A 20,256-nucleotide genomic window follows, 5' to 3' on the forward strand; every position below is an offset into this window, starting at 1 on the left:
GACTCATCCCTCGTCAGTACAGCCAAACCCGGACGGGTACCGGCCAGCGGCGCTACAGCGAACAGCATGTCGGCTGGTTGCAACTCATGGTTCGACTGCGTTGCACCGGCATGTCGATCAAACAGATGCGCGAGTACGCCGCGCTCGTCATCCAGGGACACGCCACGCTGAGGCGCCGGCAAGAACTCCTGGATGCCCACCGAGAGCGCGTGCGCCGGACCATCGCCGAGTGGACCGAGTCGCTCGAACTCCTCGACAGCAAGATCGACTTCGATGACCAGTGGCAGCGAACGGGCAAACGACCGTCACGCGACTTCGCGACGACGCCTGCCGCCAAGAGGAGACAGTCCTGATGAACAGCACGGAAAACAAACGCATGATGCAGGCGGCCTTCGTTGAGCTAGCCAAGGGCAACGGCCAACCCTTCGTCGAGACCCTGTCCGACGACATCGTCTGGACCATTGCCGGCCACTCTCCGTGGTCGCGCAGTTGGCGCGGCAAGCACGAAGTGATGAATGGATTGATTCGGCCCCTGTTCGCTCGCTTCGCGGAGACCTACACCAACGAGGCACTGCAGTTCATCGCCGAAGACGACCGCGTCGTCATCGAATGCCGCGGGAAGGTGCAGACGAAGAGCGGCCACCGCTACGACAACCACTACTGCTACGTGTGCCGGTTCGAGAACGGCAAGCTCTCCGAACTCACCGAGTACATGGACACGGAACTGGCGATGCAAGCGCTTGGCGCGCCTTGAGCCTCCGCGGTGCTCGCGTCCGCGATGGAGCCCCAACTTCAGTGCTCGGGGCAGCCTTCATTCGTCGCGAAACACGGGCTGACTCGACTCCTGGCGGCGCTCGAGTTCGTCATAGTCGACCTTGGCGCGACCGAACTCTGGATCTGGGTGGATGAGCCCCTCCATCAAGAGCGACTCCGGCGAGACCTTCGACGTCCCCGAAGGCTGCGTCCGCTCATAGATTGAACTTTCGGCAACGACACGCGAATGCACGGCCAGTTGCGGATTGTCGTAGACGCGGCAGGAAAGCTGGCGCGCGAAGATGAGGCCGCCATTGCCCTCGGCGCGCAGAAATTCAACCTCGATGTCGCCGAGCACGACCAGATTCCCGAGGCATCGAATCCCAGCTGCCTTGAGGTCTCCCGCCACGACGACCGTGCTCCCGTCGTTCACGCGAAGCCAACCCTCGACGGTCAGTGCGCCGCCGACAATCAAGAGCGGCGCCGCATCCAGTGGTTCATCGACAACAGCATTTCCCGACCAGAGGACCACTTCATAGGTCTCACACGCTTCCGCCGTCCGAGGCTCCGTCGAACCGTCGCGCAGCGCGAGCGCGATCCACTGAGGCCCACCCGGGGGACAGTCCTCTTCCAGGGCGGCGGCCAGGTCTTCCACGCCGTCCATCGCCTCGGCCACTTCGCCAGGCCAGGAGTGCGACCAGAGATGGGCAAACGGCGCGACGACCTCCCACGGGAACCCATCCACCGGCGAACCTGCTCGCGCGAGCGCGTCGAGTTCGTTCAAGCGGCGAAGGAGTTCCTCAGGGTCGATGGACATGCACTCCTGGCTACACGCCTTGGGGTCTTTCCCGCAAGCCGCTGGCTCGCCCCCTCCAGCGCACGAGGACGCCCCGCTTCTGAACTCACCTCGAATCGGCTCCCTCGGTTGCGAGCCTCTTGAGGTGGGACAGGACTGGGTGATCGTGAAGGGTCTCGATCAACCGTGGGCGCAGGAGATTCCTCACGCCCTTGTCCAGGTGCTTGATGGCCAGGAGTTCCTTCGTCGGCCCCGCGAACTTCATCCGCTGCTCATCGCCCTCGACCGAGATGACGGCGATCAGCCCTCTCGACAGTCGGGGGGGCGTGAATCCCCGAGTGGAGCCCGTCAGGTTGATCAGCGCGGACCTGAGCGCCCGGAACACACCGTCCACGTGCACGCCGTGACGCCGAGTCTTCACCGTGTTGGCGAACGACTCCACACGTCCACCGGATTCACCCCACTGGAGCGCACACCGCACGCGCAACCCATCCCAGGTGACATCGAAGACAAGCGGCTCGGGGTGCACCGGATGGAGCCCCGCGGACAGCTCGCTCGCCCATTGACCGAGCCCACCGGGATAACACAGCGACTCATCCCGGCCCGAGGGACGATGGATGAACCGAACGCGAGTCCCAGGAACGAGGACCGCCAGCTCATGGCATCGCCGGAACAATCGCTCCGCATCAAAGACAGTTGCCACGAGAATGGAAGCATCCGGAGTGAACGCCACGCGCAGGCCTCGCGGGTGCTCCACGGGCGCAGGAGTCCGCGCCTCCAGGATGACACCCGGCGGCGGCGCTTCCCCGTTCACGCTCCCGAGCCGCCATTGCGCCTCCTCCGTCCACAGGTCTACCAGGAACCTGGAAGAGAGCGCACAGACGATGGGCAACGCATGATTCCAGAAGCCCGCGGCGGACGATGGGGAGTGGCTGCCGGACGCGATGCGCGCGGACAGCCCGGCCGGCGACACACCTGCTTCGGTACAGAAGAAGGAGACGGACGAGCCATCCTCCCCCACCTCCAACACGACATCGCGATGCGCACCTCCGCGCGCCTCGTCGAAGAGCGCGTTCATCAGGAAGTACACGAGGTGATGCAGCCCGTATTCGCTGACGTCCCCCACGTACATCCCGGGACGATGGCGCACGGATTCGAGGAACGTGAGATTCGGCTTCAGGTTCATGAATGCCACTCCTCCAGTCCGCGTGACGGGCCCGCACCTCGCGAGCCCCCTGCCCTTCATCCACCTTGGGGAGAACTCGGAGCCGGGGCCACCGCAGCCCCACACTTCTCTTCGTAGGTGCGAAGCGTCTTCTGGAAGCGCTCGCGCTCTGGAAGCGGCCAGTCCACAGGCAGAGACTCGATGGCATGACGCTGCTCAATCAGCCCCTCACTGCAATTACCCAGTCCGAGCAGCGCCGCAGCGACGGTCTCATCCACATACGGATTGAATGCCATGCGAGCCTGGGCACGTCGCGCCAACGGCAGCGCTTCCGCGTAGCGGCCCTCTGACACATAGGACCAGGCCAACTCGTTCGCGGACCACCAATACTCAGGATAAAGCTCATTCATGTGTCGGACGACGTACAGATACTCGGGCACACTGGGATACTCCTTGGCGAGCGCCTCCGCCAGGTCCGACCACGCCACAGGACTTTGAGGGAACCGGACCGCCCGAGCCCGCCTCCACAGGAGCTCTTGCGCTGCCTGCAGCTTCCCATCGGTGGGATCCATGATGAAGCGAACCACGTGAGGCATTGAAATGGGATGCCCCGCCAACAACGACGGGGAATACTTCGACTCCGCGATGCCTCGGAGAATGACCTCGGTGGAGTCCAGGGGGCCCTTCTCCAGCACCTCGCACGGCCTCAATCGACCATCGACGCCCAGCTCACACTCGACGATGACCTGGGCCAGGGTGTCCGGCCGCCGCGAGTAGGCGCCGCGCTCCACTTGGATGGAGTCGACAGGCTTCGGCTTCTTGAAGTTGGCATGCAGGTAGTCACAGGCAGCCTTGAGGCGCGCGGAACAAGCTGCACGCAGGTCCATCCAAGCGATACGCACCTCCGCTTCACTCGGGGTTCCCTCCAGCGTGCGCCTCGCATCGGAGAACAGAGACGGAGCGCGGCCTGGCGCAGCTTCTGCTACCGGTGCGGCCCCAATATAGGCTCCCAGGCAACTGGTCCCCTCTTCCATATACTCATCCATGACGCTGGACAGGTGGCCATGGGTCGCCGGCAAGGTCGGCAACCTCGAATGCCCACACCCGACCAACCCACCCAAGAGCATCCCCACAGCGACCCATCGCCCCAACTTCATGTTTCTGTCCTCCGGTCCCGCCCTCATGGATGAAGCCCCATGCCCCTCTCTCATTGCTTCGGTGCAGCCGTTCCTGGCTGAGGAGATGCGGCGGGTGCACCACACTTTTCCTGGTAGCTCCGGAGAGTCGTCAGGAAGCGCTTGCGCTCTGGAAGCGGCCACTCGGAAGGCAATGCTCGCACTGCCCGCCGCTGCTCGTTCAGCGCCGCATCACACTGCCCCATTCCAGCCAGGGCCGCCGCCAGGGTCTCTCTGACATACGGGTTGCGGATTGCTCGGGGCATGGCGTGCCGAGCGAGCTGCAACGCAGCCTCGAAGCGCCCGTCCTGAATCAACTGCCAGGCTAGCTCATTGGACGCCCACCAATAGTCGGGCACCAAGTGATTCAGCTGGCGCAACGCATCCAGGTACTCAGGGGCTTCGGGATACTGTCCCGAAAGAAGTTCGGCCAAGTCAGCCCATGCCGCGAAGCTTCCGGGGAATCTGGCCGTGCGCTCCCGGAGCCACTGAAGCGTTTGAGCTGGCGTGAGGGGCTCGGAGCCAGGCATGAGCGTAAACTTAGTCACCAAGGACGTCTCGAACGGGTGCCCTGAGATCGTCGCGGGTAACGTTCGTACCTGCCCGGTAAAATCAAGTACTGCAGCCAAGGCAACTGTGCCGCCGTGCTCGATAACACTGCATTTCTTGAGGTGACCATCAAGGCCCACGCGACACACCACGACAGCCCAATACAGCATCCCCGCCTGAGCTGAGTCCAATTTGGGCGCCCACTTCTTCGCTCCATCGATAGAGCGTGGCCGCTGGAAATTGTCAGCAATGTATTCACATGCCGCATCGAGCTGAGCAAAGCATGCAGCCCGCAAGTCAGCCCAAGCCCCTTGAACCTGGTCGTCCGAGGGGCTTCCCTCCAGTGTACGTTTCGCCTCGATGAAGAGCGATTCGGCCTGTGCTGGCTCTACTTCGACGGGAGGATCACCTATCGCACTGCTGTGCGCGTCTTCGCGCCAGTGAACCGAATACTTCTCCATGGCCATGGACAACTGACCATGGGTCGCCGGCAGGCTCGGCAATCGCGAATGCCCACACCCGACCGCCCCACACACCAGTAGCAATCCAATCGCAGCACGTCCCATCGTCATGCGGCCGCTCCTACTTCGCCAGGACCAATGAACTCCAGAGACCCCGAGCACCACGCTCGCGCCCGCGCGCTATGCCTGCGACTCCATCGAGAGGAGCACCACCGGGTCCCCATCGTGGTTCACGGCACAGGCGTACTTCGCGAGCGCCAACGTCTCGTGAACTCTTTCGAGGGGCGAACCGAAGAACACGTCTGACTTCTGTTCGGGGTCGACGCGTCCCTTCGCGGCCAGAACGTAGCTCGCGAAGCTCCTCGCCATGCTCGGCGGCTCACGTAGCAGCACCACCGCGAACGCGTCTCTGCGCATGGCCCCACAGACCGCCGCAAAGCCCGATGCGTCCAACTCCGCACCGCGCAGCAGCTCTGTCTGGCGGAAGAGTCGCTCCTTCCGGACGAAGTCGAAGATCGCGATCGCCACGACCTGCTGTGCTGCCATGGCCTCGGACACCCACGTCCCGACCACGTTCCAACCGGACCTCCGGGATTCGGGGCCCACGGCCCACTCCTCGAAAGCGACCTCTCTCAGCGACATGGTTTCCCCCTCGGCGGCCGGCGAGGATTCCATGCCCTGACGCATAGTGCCAACTGGGCAACATCCGCAGGACTTGGGGACGGGGACGGGCAGGAGTGCCCTCGCCGCTCCGCCGGCAGGGGGCGGCGCCCTAGCTTGCCGCCCAACAGCGCGCAACGGATTTTCCCGACAGCGGCTTCCCAGTCGCGCTAGACCTCCGCGCGCAAGGGAGATGCATGGAGGCGGCAGGTGAAGGATGATGAGCGCATGAAGGACACACAGGGCACCGAGCCGGGCCCGTCGGAGGGCAGTAAGCCTCACGGACCGCCTCTGGGGGAAGTGCTCGAGTTCATGCGGTTGCTGTGGGCCGTCGATCACGGCCTCCAATCCACCTCCAAGCGAATGGAGTCCAAGCTGGGCCTCACCGGCCCGCAGCGACTCGTCATCCGCCTGGTCGGTCGGTTCCCGGGCATCACCGCGGGCTCGCTCGCACACATTCTTCACGTTCACCCGAGCACCCTCACCGGCGTCCTCAAGCGCCTGGAGCGCCGGGGACTGCTGGAGCGCAAGTCGGATCCGCTCGACGGCCGCAAGGCGCTCTTCTCCCTCACCGAAGAGGGTCGCCAGCACGACATCCCCTCCGAGGGCACCGTGGAGGCCGCCGCGCAGCGCGTGCTCGCTCGCATGCCGCGCAGCCACATCGTGTTCACCCAGGAGGTCCTCACCACGCTCGCGCAGGAGCTGGGCGGCGTTCCTCCTCCCGAGGAGAGCACCCCGCCCGCCGGCAGCCCCCAGCTCGCCGAGCCCTGACGTCTCGCGTCCTCCCCTCGCACCGACCCGCGAGGGGGGAGCCTGCTTCGCGAAGGCCCCGTTGCCTCTCGGACCCTCTCCCCCGCGTCTCCTTCCGACGCCCGACAGAGGGCCCACCCCGAGATGGCCCTCGCTCGGTCCCCACCCCACCTCGACAGCGGGACTGATAGACAGTCTGGAAATAGGCCGCCCGGGTAGGGGTTGCCTCGCGACGGAGCGGACGAGACCGCGTGAACCTCGACACCCCGCAGAGCCCAGGCCCCGAGCTGCCGCCCCCACCGCCGCCACCGGCCGCGCCGCCCGTGGCTCGCGCCGCGCGGCGCACGGAGGGGGTCTCGGCCCTGCTGGCCTCCGTGCGCGCCCGTCAGCACCGCGCCCTCTGGGCCCAAGGCGGGCTGCTCGGTGGCCTCGCCGCGCTCGCGCTCATCGTCGCGGGCGGCCTCCTCGGACAGGTCGCGCCGGGGCTCGCGCAGGGCGTCCTCTGGCTCGCGCTCCCCGTGGGCGCGGCCATCGCCTGCGCCCTGGGCATCTTCCACGCCCGACGTCAGGTGGGCGACGACGCGCGCACCGCCCGCCTGGTGGGGCAGCGCCGCCCCGAGCTGTCCCTGGACGTGCTGGCCGCCGTGGAGCTGGCGCACGGGCGCGGCACGACGGGCTCGTCAGACCTCACGGATGCCTTCCTGCGCCAGATGGACCTGCGCGCGCGCACCGTGGACGCGCGCGCCATCGTGGACATGCGGCCCGTGCGCCGCACGGCGATGGCCTCGGCGGCGGGCGTGCTCGTGCTGGCCCTGGTGCTGGGCTTCTTCGGAAGCGCGTGGGTCGCGGGGCTCGCGCGCATCCGCGCGGCCGCGCTCCAGCCCGCCACCGCCGCGCGCGCCGAGCCCATCACCGGTGACATCGAGCTGACGTACCGCTACCCCGCCTATACCGGCCTGTCGCCGCGCACCGTTCCCGGCACCAACGGCGAGGTGAGCACGCCGGCCGGCACCGAGGTCGTGCTGAAGACGCGCTCGGACCGCCCCGTGGAGCGCGCCGAGATCGTGGTCAACGACCAGACGCTCCCGCTTCGCGTCACCGGTGAGCGCGAGCTGGAAGGGTCGTTCGTCGCCCAGCAGTCCGGCCACTACCACTTCGTCTTCTACCGGAAGGGCGCGCGGCCCGAGGCCGTGGGCCCCGACATCCCGCTCAACGTGGAAGCGGACAAGGCGCCGCAGGTAACCCTGCTCACGCCCGCGTCCGAGGTGGAGGTCGACCCCGGCCAGAAGGTGACGCTCAAGTTCGAGGCCACGGATGACTATGGCCTGTCCTCGCTCGCGCTCGTGTTCCGCACGCCCGGCGCCGCGCAGGACACGCGCATCCCGCTGCCGCGCGAGGACGGGCGCCGCAGCCGAGGCACGTACGCGTGGGACCTGGGAACGCTGAAGGTCAACCCGGGCGACCGCGTCACCTACTACGTCGAGGCGCAGGACAACGACGCGGTGGAGGGCCCCAAGAAGGGCGTCAGCCGCACGCAGGCCCTGCGCATCTACAGCGCCGCCGAGCACCTGCGCGCCGCGCTGGAGAAGACCGAGGCCTTGTGGGGACGCCTGGTGGACCACCTCGCGGATCGCCTGGAGGGCCCGGACCGCGCGAAGCAGAAGGACGTGCAGGCCGTGGCCGCTGGGCAGGCGGTGGACACCCGGGGACAGCAGCTCGCCAACGACATGCGCATGCTCTCGCGAGACCTGTCCCGCGAGAAGGACGCGCCCAAGGAGCTGCTCACCGCGCTGTCCAACATCTCCGCCGAGCTGCAGCGCCACGTGGCCGGCACCATGGACTTCCGCCGCCTCTACCTGCGCACACAGCGCGCGCGCGGCGAGGACTGGGGCACCGGCGCCCGCCTCACCGGCATGGTGAACGAGGAGATCGACGCGCTGGAGCGCGACATCCTCTACCTGGAGTCCCTGCTGGACCGTCAGAAGATGGAGGCGTTGCAGGAGCTGGCCAAGCAGATGGCCAGCGAGCGGCGCGAGCTGTCGCGGCTCATCGAGCAGTTCAAGAGCAACCCGGACGAGGCCGCGCGCCAGCAGGTGATGCAGCAGATCCAACAGCTCAAGGGCCGCATCCAGGAGCTGATGCAGCGCATGGCCGAGCTGCGCAAGGGCATCCGCGACGAGCACCTCAACTCCGAGGCGCTCTCCGAGATGATGAAGGACGAGGACATGCAGGGGGCGCTCGACGACGTGGAGCGCCTCATGCGCGAGGGCAAGGCGGACGAGGCGCTCGCGAAGCTGCAGGAGTTGGGCATGAAGATGGACGAGATGCTCAACAACCTCGACGACGCGCAGAACGACTTCGGCGCGGAGCAGTACCCGGAGCTGGCCGAGAAGTTCAGCAAGTTCATGGAGGACCTGAAGGGCACCGCCGAGGAGCAGCAGAAGGTCGCCGAGCAGACCAAGGCCCTGCGCGACCAGGCCCGCTCGCAGAACCGCGACCGGCTCTCGGAGAAGGGCCAGGCGATGAAGGACGAGCTGCTGCACAAGGTGCAGCAGGCGCAGGAGAGCTACCAGAAGCTCCCGCCGGAGCGGCTCAACGGCCGCGCGGCGCGCCCGCTCGAAGAGGCCCAGTCCGAGCTGCGCAACGTGGAGAACGCGCTGAAGGTGAACGACTTCGACCTCGCGGCCGAGTCCGCCGCGCGCGCCGAGGACGCGGCCCGCCAGCTGTCCGCCATGGGTGAGCAGCAGCGCCAGTTGGACGAGATGTTCGGCAATCCCCCCGAGGTGCGGCAGCAGTCGTCGCAGCTCGCGGAGCGGTTGGACAAGGATGCGCGCAACGTGGAGGAGGTGAGCCGCAAGCTGCAGTCCCTCTTCCCGTCGCCGGGCTCGCAGCTCTCCCAGCAGGAGCGCCAGCAACTCCAGCAGCTCAGCCAGCGCCAACAGCAGTTGGAGCAGCGCGCGCAGGGCCTGCGCCAGCAGATGGAGGACATGGAGCAGACGGCGCCGCTGTTCGGCGAGGAGGCCGGCAAGCAGATGGAGGACGTGGGCCGGCGCATGGGTGAGGCCTCCGAGCGGATGGCGGGCAAGGACCCGGGCCGTGGCTACGGAGAGCAGCAGGCCGCCATGGAGGGCCTCAAGCGCTTCCAGCAGCAGATGCAGCAGAGCCAGCAGGGCAAGAAGGGCGGACGCGGGCTGCCGCTCCCCATGGGCATGGGCCGCCGCCAGGAGGGCAACGGCCGAGACCCGAAGGAGAAGGTCGAGCTGCCCGACGAGGATTCCTTCCAGGCGCCCAAGGAGTTCCGCAAGGACCTGCTGGACGCGATGAAGCAGGGCGCTCCGGAGAAGTATCGGGAGCAGGTGAAGCGCTACTACGAGGAGCTGGTGAAGTGAGCCGCCGCATGAACACCGGGGCGCTGCTGGGGCTGTTGGCCCTGGTGCTGGCTGGCACCTCCACCTTCGCCGCGCCGCCGGACGCCGCCTTGAAGGAAGAGGTGAAGACGCGGCTGGGCAAGGTGGAGAAGTCCCTGGAGGACTGGGACCTGGGCGGCGCCGAGCGCGAGCTGGCCGAGGTGGAGCAGATCGTCCCGCCCGAAATCGAGCCGCTCAAATACTTCCAGGGGCGCGTGGCATTCGAGGCCGGGCGCTACGACGACGCGGTGACGCAGTTGGAGGCCGCGAGCATCGAGGACAAGCCGGGCAGCTATCTGCGGCTGGCCAAGGACACGCGCGCCATCGTGAAGGACCACCAGCGCGCCGAGAGCGAGCACTTCATCTTCTTCTACCCGAAGGGGAAGGAAGAGGTGCTGGTGCCCTACGCGCTGGAGACGCTGGAGTCCATCCACCGCGCGCTGGCCGAGGACCTGGGCTGGACGCCGCCCGGCAAGGTGCGCGTGGAGGTGGTGAACAACGCGCGCGAGCTGTCGCGGGTCAGCACGCTGACCGAGAAGCAGATCAGCACCACGGGCACCATCGCCATCTGCAAGTTCAACAAGCTCATGGTGACGAGCCCCAAGGCCGTCGCGCGGGGCTACGACTGGCAGGACACGCTCGCGCACGAGTACGTGCACCTGGTGGTCAGCCAGCTCAGCCACAACACCGTGCCCATCTGGCTGCACGAAGGACTGGCCAAGTTCCTGGAGTCGCGCTGGCGCGGCAAGGGCGGGCTGGCGATGACGCCGTCCACGCAGGCGCTCCTGGGCAAGCGCGTGAAGGCGGACACGCTCATCCCCTTCGAGAAGATGCACCCGTCCATCGCCATGCTGCCCACCGCCGAGGACGCGGCCACGGCCTTCGCCGAGGTCTTCTATGCCATCGACTACATCCACGGCACCCGAGGCACCGCGGGGCTGCGCGCCATCATCCAGGAGCTGAAGGCCGGGCAGACGGACCGCAAGGCCGTGGAGGCTGCCATGGGGATGCCCTTCCCCGCCTTCGAGAAGGCCTGGCTCGCGCACATCAAGCAGCAGCCGTTCCCCTCGGAGCTGGTGCCGCGCGACGACCGCGTGGTGCTCAAGGACGACGCCAAGGGCAAGGGGAAGGACTCGGCCAAGAAGGGCCGCGAAATCTCCTTCGGAGACTTCCAGGAAGTGACGGAGGTGCTCGCGCGCCAGTCCGCGCACCTGGGCGAGCTCTTGCGCGAGCGCAACCACGTGAAGGCCGCCGCGGAGGAGTACGCCAAGGCGCACAAGGTCGTGGGCGACAAGTACGAGTCCGTCTCCAACAAGTACGCGCTGGCGCTGCTGGAGCTGAAGCAGCTCGACGAGGCGGAGGACGTGCTGCGCGGCTCGCTGCGCATGCACCCGGGCTCTCCGCTGACCAACGTGCACCTGGGCCGCATCCTGCTGTACCGCAAGGACTACCCCAAGGCGAAGACGGCGTACCTGGAGGCGCTCGCGTCGGATCCATTCGACCCGGAGATCCACCTGGCGCTCATGCGCATCCACGGCGCGCTGGGTGAGACGGCGCTGGCCACGCGCACGCGCACCGCGAGCGTGCTGCTCACCGGCCTCAAGCCAGAAGAAGTGGACCGCGCGGCCCAGCTCTTCCTGCGCGAAGAGGGCGAGCTGTCCGAGATGAACGTCCCCGGCGCACCCGCGCCCGCGGCGCCCGCACCGGCCCCCGCGCCGAAGCCGTAGTCCCCGCGCGGCTTCGTCCACTTCCGCACCTCGGGAGCGCGCCGTTCGTGTGCTGGTGCACGAATGCGCGAGTCCCGCGCTGCGTGCCCTCGACGCGCCGTCCAATGTGCGCCCCGTCCGTTTTTCCGAAAGGGGAAGCACGATGAAGCGCACCACGCAGGGAGTCGTCCTCGCCGTCACGCTGCTGGCGGGCGGTATCTCACTGGCGCAGGGCGGAGCCGCGTCCAAGGGCAAGAGCGCCGGAGGGATGACGGAGTACCGCGGGTTCTCGGCCCCCACCGATGAGAAGGCGCTCCTCGACCGGCTGCACGCCGTCAATCAGGGGGAAATCAAGGCAGGGAAGCTGGCCATGCAGAACAGCCAGAACCCGGACGTGAAGAGCTACGCGGAGCAGATGGTGCGGGACCACACCGCCATGGACCAGAAGGTCACCACCCTGGCGCAGGGCAAGGGCCTGAAGCTGGATGAATCTCCCAAGGCGCTGGACGACGCGGAGAAGCGCTCCATGGCCGCGGACAAGGCGACGACGGAGCAACTCCAGGCGCTCAAGGGCGCGCCGTTCGACTCCGTGTACATGTCCAATCAAGTGGGCGCCCATGACCTGGCCATTGGCCAGGTGCTCGCCGCGCGTCATGGCATGAGCGCCTCGGGCGAGCTGGCCACGATGCTCACCGACCTGTCCCAGAAGCTGCCGCAGCACCGCGACATGGCCTATCAGGTGCTCGGCAAGCTGAGCGGCGCCATGGGCGTGGGCGGCTCCGGCGAGTCCAAGGGCATGAAGCACGGGGACATGCAGCACGGCGACATGCAGCACGGCGACATGCAGCACGGCGACATGCCGTCCGGGGGGACGACGGGCAGCTCGCCCTCACCGCAGCCCTAGGCGCCCCTTTTCCTCGCCCGCGGTTCCGTGCGAGATGCACCCCATGTTCCGTCCCGTGACTGTCACCGTCCTCATCAGCCTCGCGAGCCTCCTCGGCGGATGCTCCAACAACGCCGACACCATCTGCGACCGCCGCAAGGAGTGCGTCAACGACAGGACGGACACGGGCGCGTGCTCGAACAACATCAGCGCGTGGCAGAAGGACAACAAGGACCGCGAGGAGCGCGCCGCCGAGTGTGCCGACTGCGTGAGCAGCCGCTCCTGCGCGGAGATCTTCTCGCACTGCATCGACGACTGCCTGGGCATCCCGTAAGCACCGAGGGCCGCGCGATACCCTGCGCGGCCCCCGGAGGAACTACCCGGCTACTTGCCGGTCCACTGGTCCAGCCAGCCCAGCACCTCGTCGTGCCACTGCACGCTGTTGGCGGGCTTCACCACCCAGTGGTTCTCGTCCGGGAAGTAGAGCAGCTTGGACGGGATGCCCTTGCGCTGGAGCACCGTGAAGGTGGACAGGCCCTGCGTGTCCACCACGCGGTAGTCCCGGCCGCCGTGCACCACCATCATCGGCGTCTTCCACTTCGCCACGTGGTCGATGGGGTTGTGCTTCGCGTAGGACTCCGGGTTCTCCCACGGCGTGCCCTGGTGCTCCCACTCGGGGAACCACAGCTCCTCGGTGTCGAAGTACGCCAGGCGCTCGTCCAGGTTGCCGTCGTGGTTCACCAGGCACTTGAACCCATCCGGCCAGTTGCCGGCGATCCAGTTGATCATGAACCCGCCGTAGCTCGCGCCCAGCGCGCACATGCGGTCCTTCGCGATGAACGGGTAGCGCTGCAGCGCCGCGGACAGGCCCTTCTGCAGGTCCTCGAGCGGCTTGCCGCCCCAGTCCCCGCGGATGGCGTCCGTGAAGCCCTGGCCGTAGCCCGTGGAGCCGTGGAAGTCGACCATCACCGCCACGTAGCCATGGCCCGCGTACACCTGCGGGTTCCATCGATAGTGGAAGTGGTTGCCGAAGCTGCCCTGCGGACCGCCGTGGATGAGGAAGGCCAGCGGGTACTGGCGCTTCGGGTCGAAGTTCGCCGGCTTCACGATGAAGGCGTGCACCTTCTCGCCGTTCCAGCCCGGGAAGTTGAACTGCTCGAAGGCGCCGAACTGGATGCGCGACATCGCGTCCGCGTTGACGTTCGTGAGCTGGCGCACGCCGGAGCCGTCCGCCTTCATGGCGAACAGGTCCGCGGGCGAGTCCAGGTCGTCATACGTGTAGACGACCTGCCCGCCCGCCGCGGGCTGAGCCTCGCCCGCGTTGCCGTCCTTCTGGAGCCCGCGCACCTTGCCGCTCGCCACGTCGATGGCGAACACGAGGTGCTGCCCCACGTCATCCGCGGTGGTGTAGAGCGTCGCGCCGTCGTTGCTCCACGCGAGGCCATTGGCGGAGCGGTCCCACGTCTCCGCGAGCACGCGCTCCTGCCCGCCCGGCCAGCTGCGCAGGACGATGTGCAGGCGGTCCGACTCGTAGCCCGGGCGCGACATGGCCAGGTACGCCATCGTCTTGCCATCCGGGCTGAAGACGGGGCTGGTGTCCGTGGCGCGGTTCTTCTCGGTGAGCTTGCGCGGCTTGGCCTTGCCGTCGATGGGGGCCTGGAACAGGTCCAGGTCGGTGGACCACGCTTCGGTGCGGCCCACGTCGCGCGCGGTGAACACCACGCTCTTGCCGTCCGGCGTGAAGGTGAACTCCTCCGGGCCACCGAAGGGCTTGGAGGGCGCGTCCGCGTCCATGCCCTTCATGATGTCCACGGGCGCGCCGCCGGTCACCGGCATCACGAACAGGTGCGAGCGCGTGCCGTCCTTCCACGTGTCCCAGTGCCGCGCGAAGAGCTTGTCGTAGCTGCGGCCCGTGGCCTTCTGCTTCGAGCGCTCGGTGGCCCGCTGCGCGTTGCAGTCGAGCGTGGCGCAGTCCGGGAACACGTCCATCGCCACGGCGAGCGACTGGCCATCGCGCGACAGGGCGAAGGCACCCACGTCCAACGGGAGCTTCGTCACCGGCAGGGGCTCGCCGCCGTCCACCGGCAGGCGCCACACCTGCGAGGAGCCGCCGCGCGAGGACAGGAAGAAGAGGCTCTTGCCGTCCGGCGACCAGACCGGCTGGTCATCGCTGTCCGGGTGCGAGGTGAGCTGGCGCAGGCCGCTCCCGTCGAGGTTGACGAGCCACAGGTCCGTGCGGCCGCGGTTGGCTTCCATGTCCGTGGTGCGGAGCACGAAGGCCACCTGCTTGCCGTCCGGCGACACGCGCGGGCCGCTCAGCCTGCGCATCATGACCTGGTCCTGGATGGTGAACGGCCGAGCACTCGCCGAAGGGGTGGCGTTGAGTGCCAGGGCCGCGAGAAGCGACAGGGGCAAGGGGTCCTCCCGAAAGTGCGCCCGGTCCCCTCCTCCGTGGAGGGAGACGGGGCGCTGCTGGGGGGTGGACGGTGCCCGCTCCTCCGGGCCCTGTCCACCCACGGACCGCACAACACCCGAGCGCGCCCGCCATGCCCGAGCATCAGTGGTGAGCGCCACGACGCGGTGTTACAGGACGCGCCATGAGCACGCCCGTGACGATTCGCGTCTGGTCCGACTTCGTGTGCCCCTGGTGCTACGTCGGCCTTTCCGAGGTGGAGAAGCTGCGCAAGGAGTACGACGTCCTGGTGGACTGGCGCCCCTTCTTCCTCCGCCCGGAGACCCCGCCCGAGGGCCTGCCCCTCCCCGAGTACGTGAAGGAGCGGATGAAGGACCCGAACAACCCGCTCAAGGTCCGCGCCGCCCAGGCCGGCCTGAAGATGGTGCACCGCGACATCATCCCCTCGACGCGCCGTGCCCATGAGGCCGCCGAGTTCGCGCGCGATGCGGGCAAGCTGGACCCGTTCCATGCCGCGGTGCTCCGTCGGTACTGGACGGAGGGACAGAACCTCTGGGAGTTCGAGACGCTCCGCGGCGCGGCCCAGGATGCCGGGCTGGACCCGGACGCACTGCAGCGCGCCCTGGAAGAAGGCCGCTACACGAAGCGCGTGGAGGAGTCCGTGCGCGAGGCCCAGGGGCTGGGCGTCAACGCGGTGCCCACCTTCGTCCTGGGAGAGCGCTTCGCGCTCCAGGGCGCTCAGGAGTACGACATCTTCCGTCAGGCGATGCAGCGACTGGGCGCCACCCCGCGCGCCCAGCAGCCCTGACTCACAGGCCCTTCAGCAGCACGAGCAGGCGCGCATACGTCTCGGCGCCGCCGTTCCCCGCGAGCCCTTGCGCGAAGTCGAGGAACTGCGGCGCCTGCTCCACGTGCTTGGCCACGAGTTGGAAGCACTCCACCGCGGCCGCGTCCAGCCACGCCACCTCGGACGCGGGCGCGTCACCCGACACCACAGCGGGGTGCCCCATGAGCGTCCAGCTCACCACCGAGGCTCGCAGCGCGAGGCGGAACACCGCGTCCAGAAGGCTCGGGGATTCGGTGAGCGGGTGGCGCAGCACGTGGTTGCGCGCGTGGTTCATGAAGTACTGGCGCAGGCGCTCGCCGTGCGTCGCCTCCAGGTGCTCGCGCCGCTCGCGATGCAGCCCCCAGGCCTCGTCCGGCGAGAACGCCTCGCCGCCATAGTGGGCCATCACCTGTTGCGCGAACGTGCGGAAGCGCGTGTTGGCGGTCGCGCTCGCGCGGGCCTTGAGCACCGCGGCGCAGATGCCCGCCCACGGGCCTCCTGGCAGCTCCAGTGCGCTCAACTCCGCGTGCAGCGCGGACAGCGTGTCGGGTGACTCGAACGCCTCCAGCACCGACTCCACGCGCGCGGGCTCGGGCTCTGGAGCGAGTTCATCCAACACGCTCGCCAGCCGACCGAGGACATGGAGCCGCGACGCCAACGGCAGCTCCCGCACCGCGAGGACGCGCAGCATCGCGGCGCGCACCGCGTCCGCATGACGGACCCACGCGCGGCTCGTGTCGTCGGGCAGGACCTGTCTCGCGGTCTCCGAGCGGGGAACGTGCGACTCGGGCACAGCCTCGTCCTCCAGCGCGTCCTCCGCGAGCAGGCACAGGCGCGCGGTCTCGGGACACGCGAGCGAACCCGCCATCTCCAACTGTTCTCCCCAGCGGGTGATGACGCGTGGGAAGACGGAGCAACCATCCGGCAGCACCGGCTCGCCGTGCCGACGCTGGAGCGAGCAGAGCTTGTCCGCATCGAGGAAGCCGCAGTGGCCGTCCTCGCGCTTGCCGAGCAGCCCCGCGTGCGGACCCGCGCTGCCCTCGGGGTTGGGCGTGATGAGCTCCTGGACGCGCGCGGCGTCCGGTGTGCCCGCGACGCGGTCGCGCAAGAGCTTCCAGCGGGACTCGCTGATGGGCACCGTCAGGCCCGAGCAGCAGGTGTCCTCGCACGCCTCCGCGATGCAGCGGAAGCGCGACATGTAACGCGGAGCCCTCGCGGCAGCCTCCATGGTCGACCTCTCCTCGGGACTGCGTGAGGGCTACTTGCCGCGCCCCAGCACCTTCTTGAGCTTGCCCCAGAAGTTGCCGGCGCGCTCCTTGAGGTCAGCGCCCCGGCGCGCCTCGGCGGCGGAGACCGCCTCCTTGCTGACCTGGAGCTGCTTCTGGAGTTCCTCGGGCGAGTAGCGCGTGGCGAGCGTCGCCTTCACTTCCTTGCGCGTGGAGTACTCGCGCGCCTCGACGTGGAGCACGCATTCCGAGTCGAGCTTGAGCGTCACCGCCACGCGCACGGAGCCCTTCGGCCCCCGAGGCAATCCCTCGATGCGCACGGTGCCCAGGTACTCGTTGGCGGAGATGTGATTGTCCTCGCCTTGGAACACGGACAGCTCGAGGAACTCCTCGTTGTCCTTGTTCGTGGTGATGGCGAAGGAGCGCTGCGAGGGCAGCGGGCTGTTGCGCTCGATGACGCGCTTGAACGCGCCGCCCGGCATCGCGAGGCCGATGGTCATGGGCAGCACGTCGATGAGCACCACGCTGCTCACCTTGTCCACCGAGCCCGAGTACAGCGCCGCGCCGAGGGCCACCGCCTCGTCCGCGTTGACGCTGGCCTGCGCGTTCTTGGAGAACAGCCCCTTGAGCTTGTCGCGGACGAGCGGCATGCGGCTCATGCCGCCCACCAGGATGATGTCGTCCACGTCCGCGGCCTTGAGCTTCGCGTCCAGCAGCACGTCCCGCACCACGTCCACGGTGCGGTTGAGCAGCGGATCGCAGATCTTCTCCAGCTCCTGCCGCGTGAGGATGACGCGCAGGTCCCGAGGCCGCCCCGCGTCGTCCATCATCAGCATGGGGATGTGGACCTCGAACGTGGTGCGCTCGGACAGCGCCATCTTCGCGCGCTCGGCCGCGTCGCTCACGCGCGACAGGGCGATGCCGTCGCCGCTGAAGGCGATGCCTTCCTTCTCCTGGAAGCGCTCCAGGAGGAAGTCGACGATGAGGTTGTCGAAGTCGATGCCCCCCAGGAAGATGTCGCCGCCGGTGCCGAGCACCTCGAAGACGTTCTTCTCGATGCGAAGAATCGTGGCGTCGAAGGTCCCGCCGCCCAGGTCGTAGACGAGGACCTTCTTGTTCAGCTCGCGGTTGAGGCCGTACGCGAGCGCCGCCGAGGTGGGCTCGTTGAGGATGCGCTCCACCTTGAGGCCGCACATCGCGCCGGACTTGCGCACCGCCTCGCGCTGCGGCTCCGAGTAGTACGCGGGGACCGTCACGACGGCGCGCTCGACCTTCTGGTTGAGGTGCGCCTCGGCCATCTCCTTGCACTCCTTCAGGATGATGGCCTGCACCTCTTCCAGGGACAGCACGTTGTCGCCCATGCGCACCGCGGCGCGGCCGGCGGCGTCGGGGACGATTTCGTAGTGGAAGCGCTCACGCACCTGCTTCACCACGGCGCTGTCGTAGGGACGGCCCACCAGGCGCTTCGCGCCGTAGATGGTCTGCGTGGGGCGCAGCACGAGCTGGTTCTTCGCGCGGTGGCTGACCAGCAGCTTGTTCTGCGCGTTGAGCGAGATGACCGAGGGGATGGTGTTGTAGCCCTCGCGCGAGCGCAGGACGATGGGGCGCCCGTTGGAGAGCAGCGCCACGCACGAGTTCGTCGTGCCCAGGTCGATGCCGATGACGGGCCCCGTCCCCGTGAGCGCGGGCGGCGGAGGCAGGAAGACGGTGCGCGGCTGGCCCTGCTCATTGAAGACCGCGGGCGGCGGAGCGGGCGCGGGAGGCGGCGCCGCGGGCCGCAGCACGGTGGGCGTCGCGGGAGCCGCGGGCGCGGGCGGGGCCTGACGCACGGTGGGCGGCAACACCGGCGTGGGCGGCGCGGGAGGAGGCACCGCGGGCGTGGGCCGGGCCGCCGGCGCACTGGGAGGCGCCGAGCGGAAGAGGTCCAGCGGCGTCTCCTCCGCCACGTCGAAGTCGAACTCGATGCCCCCCCCTGCCGCGGGCGCGGGAGGAGGACGCATCGCCGCGGCGGGAGGCGGAGGTGGAGCGCGCGGCGCCGCTACGGGCGGAGGGGGCGGCGCTTCTTCCACCGCATCGGAGAAGTCGAGGTCGAAGTCGAGGCTGCTCGCGGCGGGCTTCGGCGGAGCGACAGGGGCAACAGCCGCGGCGACTCGCGGAGGCGGCGGCGCCTCTTCCATCGCGTCGGAGAAGTCGAGGTCGAACTCGAGCGCACCGCCCGCGGGCTTCGGCGGAGCCGCAGGAGCACCAGCCGCAGCAACTCTCGGAGGAGGCGGCGCTTCTTCCACGACGTCCGAGAAGTCGAGGTCGAAGTCGAGCCCACCCCCCGCGGGCTTCGGCGGAGCCGCAGGAGCAGGAACAGCCGCGGCGACTCGCGGCGGAGGCGGCGCCGCTTCCACGACGTCCGAGAAGTCGAGATCGAAGTCGAGCCCACCGCCCGCGGGCTTCGGCGGAGCGGAGGAGACCTGGGACGCGGCGACTCTCGGAGGAGGCGGCGCTTCCTCCATCGCGTCCGACAGGTCCATGTCGAACTCGGCGGGCGCAGGCGAGGGACGCGTCCCCGCGGCAGGCGCGGAGGCATCGAGCGCCTCGGAGAGGTCCAGCTCGAACTCCATGCCACCCGAGCCGCGCGACGAAGCGGGGCCGTCGTCCGACGTCTCCACCTCCAGCGTGACGCCCACCTCGATGGGCGGCTCGTCGCCGGGGGCGCCGGCGGACTCCACCTCGAACTCCATCCCGGGCAGCGGCTCGTCCTCGGTGAGGACGCCCGTCACGGTGGGAGGCGGCGAGCCGGAGATCAGCTCGTCGAGCGGGATGTCCACGTCGTTGTCCGCGACGGGCGGAGGCAGCGAGAAGGAATCCTCCACCGGCGCGGCGGGGCCGTCCGCGGACTCCAGATCATCGAACAGCGAGGCGAGGCCCGCGCTCCCGGGCGTGACGGACACGGGCGTCGGCGGCACGGGGACGGGCGACACGCGGGCCACGGGAAGCACCACGGCACGGGCCGCCACAGGCGCGACCGCGGGGGCCACCGGCGCCACCACGGGCGCGATGGACGGCAGCGCGCTCGCGACCGGCGCGGACGTGGCCGGGCGAGTCTGGAGCATCAGGTCCACGAGCGCGCGGCTCGCGGTGTCCAGCTCCTCGAACTGGAGGCCCATGCCCGGCGGGCCCGCGGGATCATTCACCTCGCGCACCCACCGCACGGTGGCGGTGCCCTGGAGCACGCGCACGCCGCCGGCGATCTGCACCTCAAAGCGCACCGGAGTGTTCACCGGCTGAGGCGTTCGAGACCGGATGAACATGCCCCCCGGACTCAGATTGGTGGCGAACTCCTCGGCGAAGCTCCCCACGGACTCGTGCTTGAGCCTCACCAGCAGGCCGACCGCCTTGCGGTCCGTGGTGCGCCGACCTTGTTCCATGGGGCCCACTGTCGCGGCAGGCGGCGTCCGGCTCAAGTGGGATGTGAGCCCTGGGTCGGCTGACCGG

The 20,256-nt window shown here is 68.5% G+C and carries 16 protein-coding genes; 8 read left to right on the top strand and 8 right to left on the bottom strand.

Annotation, left to right across the window (positions count from 1 at the left end; translation table 11 throughout):
• The first annotated feature begins 86 nt into the window (after positions 1-86).
• Together JGU66_21440 and JGU66_21445 are read left to right on the top strand one after the other, a co-directional pair.
• A complete protein-coding gene (locus JGU66_21440) occupies positions 87-353 on the top strand; it encodes a MerR family DNA-binding protein (protein ID MBJ6763337.1) in 267 nt (88 codons plus the stop codon).
• On the top strand, positions 353-754 hold the full coding sequence (locus tag JGU66_21445) for a nuclear transport factor 2 family protein (protein ID MBJ6763338.1): 402 nt from the start codon (positions 353-355) through the stop codon (positions 752-754). The genes JGU66_21440 and JGU66_21445 overlap by 1 nt, the downstream gene beginning before the upstream one ends.
• Positions 755-811: 57 nt before the next feature.
• On the opposite strand, the gene JGU66_21450 is transcribed toward JGU66_21445, so the two are convergent.
• The 5 genes from JGU66_21450 to JGU66_21470 all read right to left on the bottom strand — a co-directional run bounded on the left by JGU66_21450 (position 812) and on the right by JGU66_21470 (position 5,574).
• The gene (locus JGU66_21450) at positions 812-1,570 is read right to left on the bottom strand and encodes a hypothetical protein (protein MBJ6763339.1); all 759 of its coding nucleotides are present in this window, start codon (positions 1,568-1,570) and stop codon (positions 812-814) included.
• Positions 1,571-1,655: 85 nt separating this feature from the next.
• A complete protein-coding gene (locus JGU66_21455) occupies positions 1,656-2,735 on the bottom strand; it encodes a DNA gyrase subunit B (protein ID MBJ6763340.1) in 1,080 nt (359 codons plus the stop codon).
• Between the two features lie 56 nt (positions 2,736-2,791).
• Entirely contained in the window at positions 2,792-3,601 is an 810-nt protein-coding gene (locus JGU66_21460) for a hypothetical protein (GenBank protein ID MBJ6763341.1), read from the bottom strand.
• Between the two features lie 320 nt (positions 3,602-3,921).
• Positions 3,922-5,010 (bottom strand): hypothetical protein, encoded by a 1,089-nt coding sequence (locus JGU66_21465; protein MBJ6763342.1) that lies wholly within the window; start codon positions 5,008-5,010, stop codon positions 3,922-3,924.
• Positions 5,011-5,079: 69 nt separating this feature from the next.
• Positions 5,080-5,574, bottom strand: a complete 495-nt coding sequence (locus tag JGU66_21470) for a hypothetical protein (protein MBJ6763343.1) — start codon at positions 5,572-5,574, stop codon at positions 5,080-5,082.
• 213 nt (positions 5,575-5,787) lie between these two features.
• Between JGU66_21470 and JGU66_21475 the strand changes: the two genes are divergently transcribed.
• The 5 genes from JGU66_21475 (at position 5,788) to JGU66_21495 (ending at position 12,639) form a co-directional block, all read left to right on the top strand.
• Positions 5,788-6,330 carry a MarR family transcriptional regulator gene (locus tag JGU66_21475; protein ID MBJ6763344.1) on the top strand — a complete coding sequence of 181 codons (543 nt, stop codon included), beginning with the start codon at positions 5,788-5,790 and terminating at the stop codon, positions 6,328-6,330.
• A gap of 230 nt (positions 6,331-6,560) precedes the next feature.
• Positions 6,561-9,698: a DUF4175 family protein gene (locus tag JGU66_21480; protein MBJ6763345.1), complete on the top strand. Its 3,138-nt coding sequence runs from the start codon at positions 6,561-6,563 to the stop codon at positions 9,696-9,698.
• A gap of 8 nt (positions 9,699-9,706) precedes the next feature.
• Positions 9,707-11,443, top strand: coding sequence for a tetratricopeptide repeat protein (locus JGU66_21485; GenBank protein ID MBJ6763346.1), 1,737 nt, complete (start codon positions 9,707-9,709; stop codon positions 11,441-11,443).
• 142 nt (positions 11,444-11,585) lie between these two features.
• Positions 11,586-12,326, top strand: a complete 741-nt coding sequence (locus tag JGU66_21490) for a DUF4142 domain-containing protein (GenBank protein ID MBJ6763347.1) — start codon at positions 11,586-11,588, stop codon at positions 12,324-12,326.
• Positions 12,327-12,369: 43 nt separating this feature from the next.
• Entirely contained in the window at positions 12,370-12,639 is a 270-nt protein-coding gene (locus tag JGU66_21495; protein ID MBJ6763348.1) for a hypothetical protein, read from the top strand.
• 50 nt (positions 12,640-12,689) lie between these two features.
• Here JGU66_21495 and JGU66_21500 read toward each other — a convergent pair whose 3' ends face one another.
• Positions 12,690-14,720, bottom strand: coding sequence for a S9 family peptidase (locus JGU66_21500; GenBank protein MBJ6763349.1), 2,031 nt, complete (start codon positions 14,718-14,720; stop codon positions 12,690-12,692).
• Between the two features lie 182 nt (positions 14,721-14,902).
• Between JGU66_21500 and JGU66_21505 the strand changes: the two genes are divergently transcribed.
• Positions 14,903-15,526, top strand: a complete 624-nt coding sequence (locus JGU66_21505) for a DsbA family oxidoreductase (protein ID MBJ6763350.1) — start codon at positions 14,903-14,905, stop codon at positions 15,524-15,526.
• Position 15,527: 1 nt separating this feature from the next.
• On the opposite strand, the gene fliB is transcribed toward JGU66_21505, so the two are convergent.
• Both fliB and JGU66_21515 read right to left on the bottom strand, forming a co-directional pair.
• Complete coding sequence (gene fliB / locus JGU66_21510) at positions 15,528-16,772, bottom strand: flagellin lysine-N-methylase (protein ID MBJ6763351.1); 1,245 nt, start codon at positions 16,770-16,772, stop codon at positions 15,528-15,530.
• A 30-nt stretch (positions 16,773-16,802) separates the two neighbouring features.
• On the bottom strand, positions 16,803-20,189 hold the full coding sequence (locus tag JGU66_21515) for a TIGR02266 family protein (GenBank protein ID MBJ6763352.1): 3,387 nt from the start codon (positions 20,187-20,189) through the stop codon (positions 16,803-16,805).
• Positions 20,190-20,256: the final 67 nt, after the last annotated feature.

Source organism: Myxococcaceae bacterium JPH2 (assembly GCA_016458225.1).
In the GTDB taxonomy this organism is placed as follows: Bacteria; Myxococcota; Myxococcia; order Myxococcales; family Myxococcaceae; genus Citreicoccus.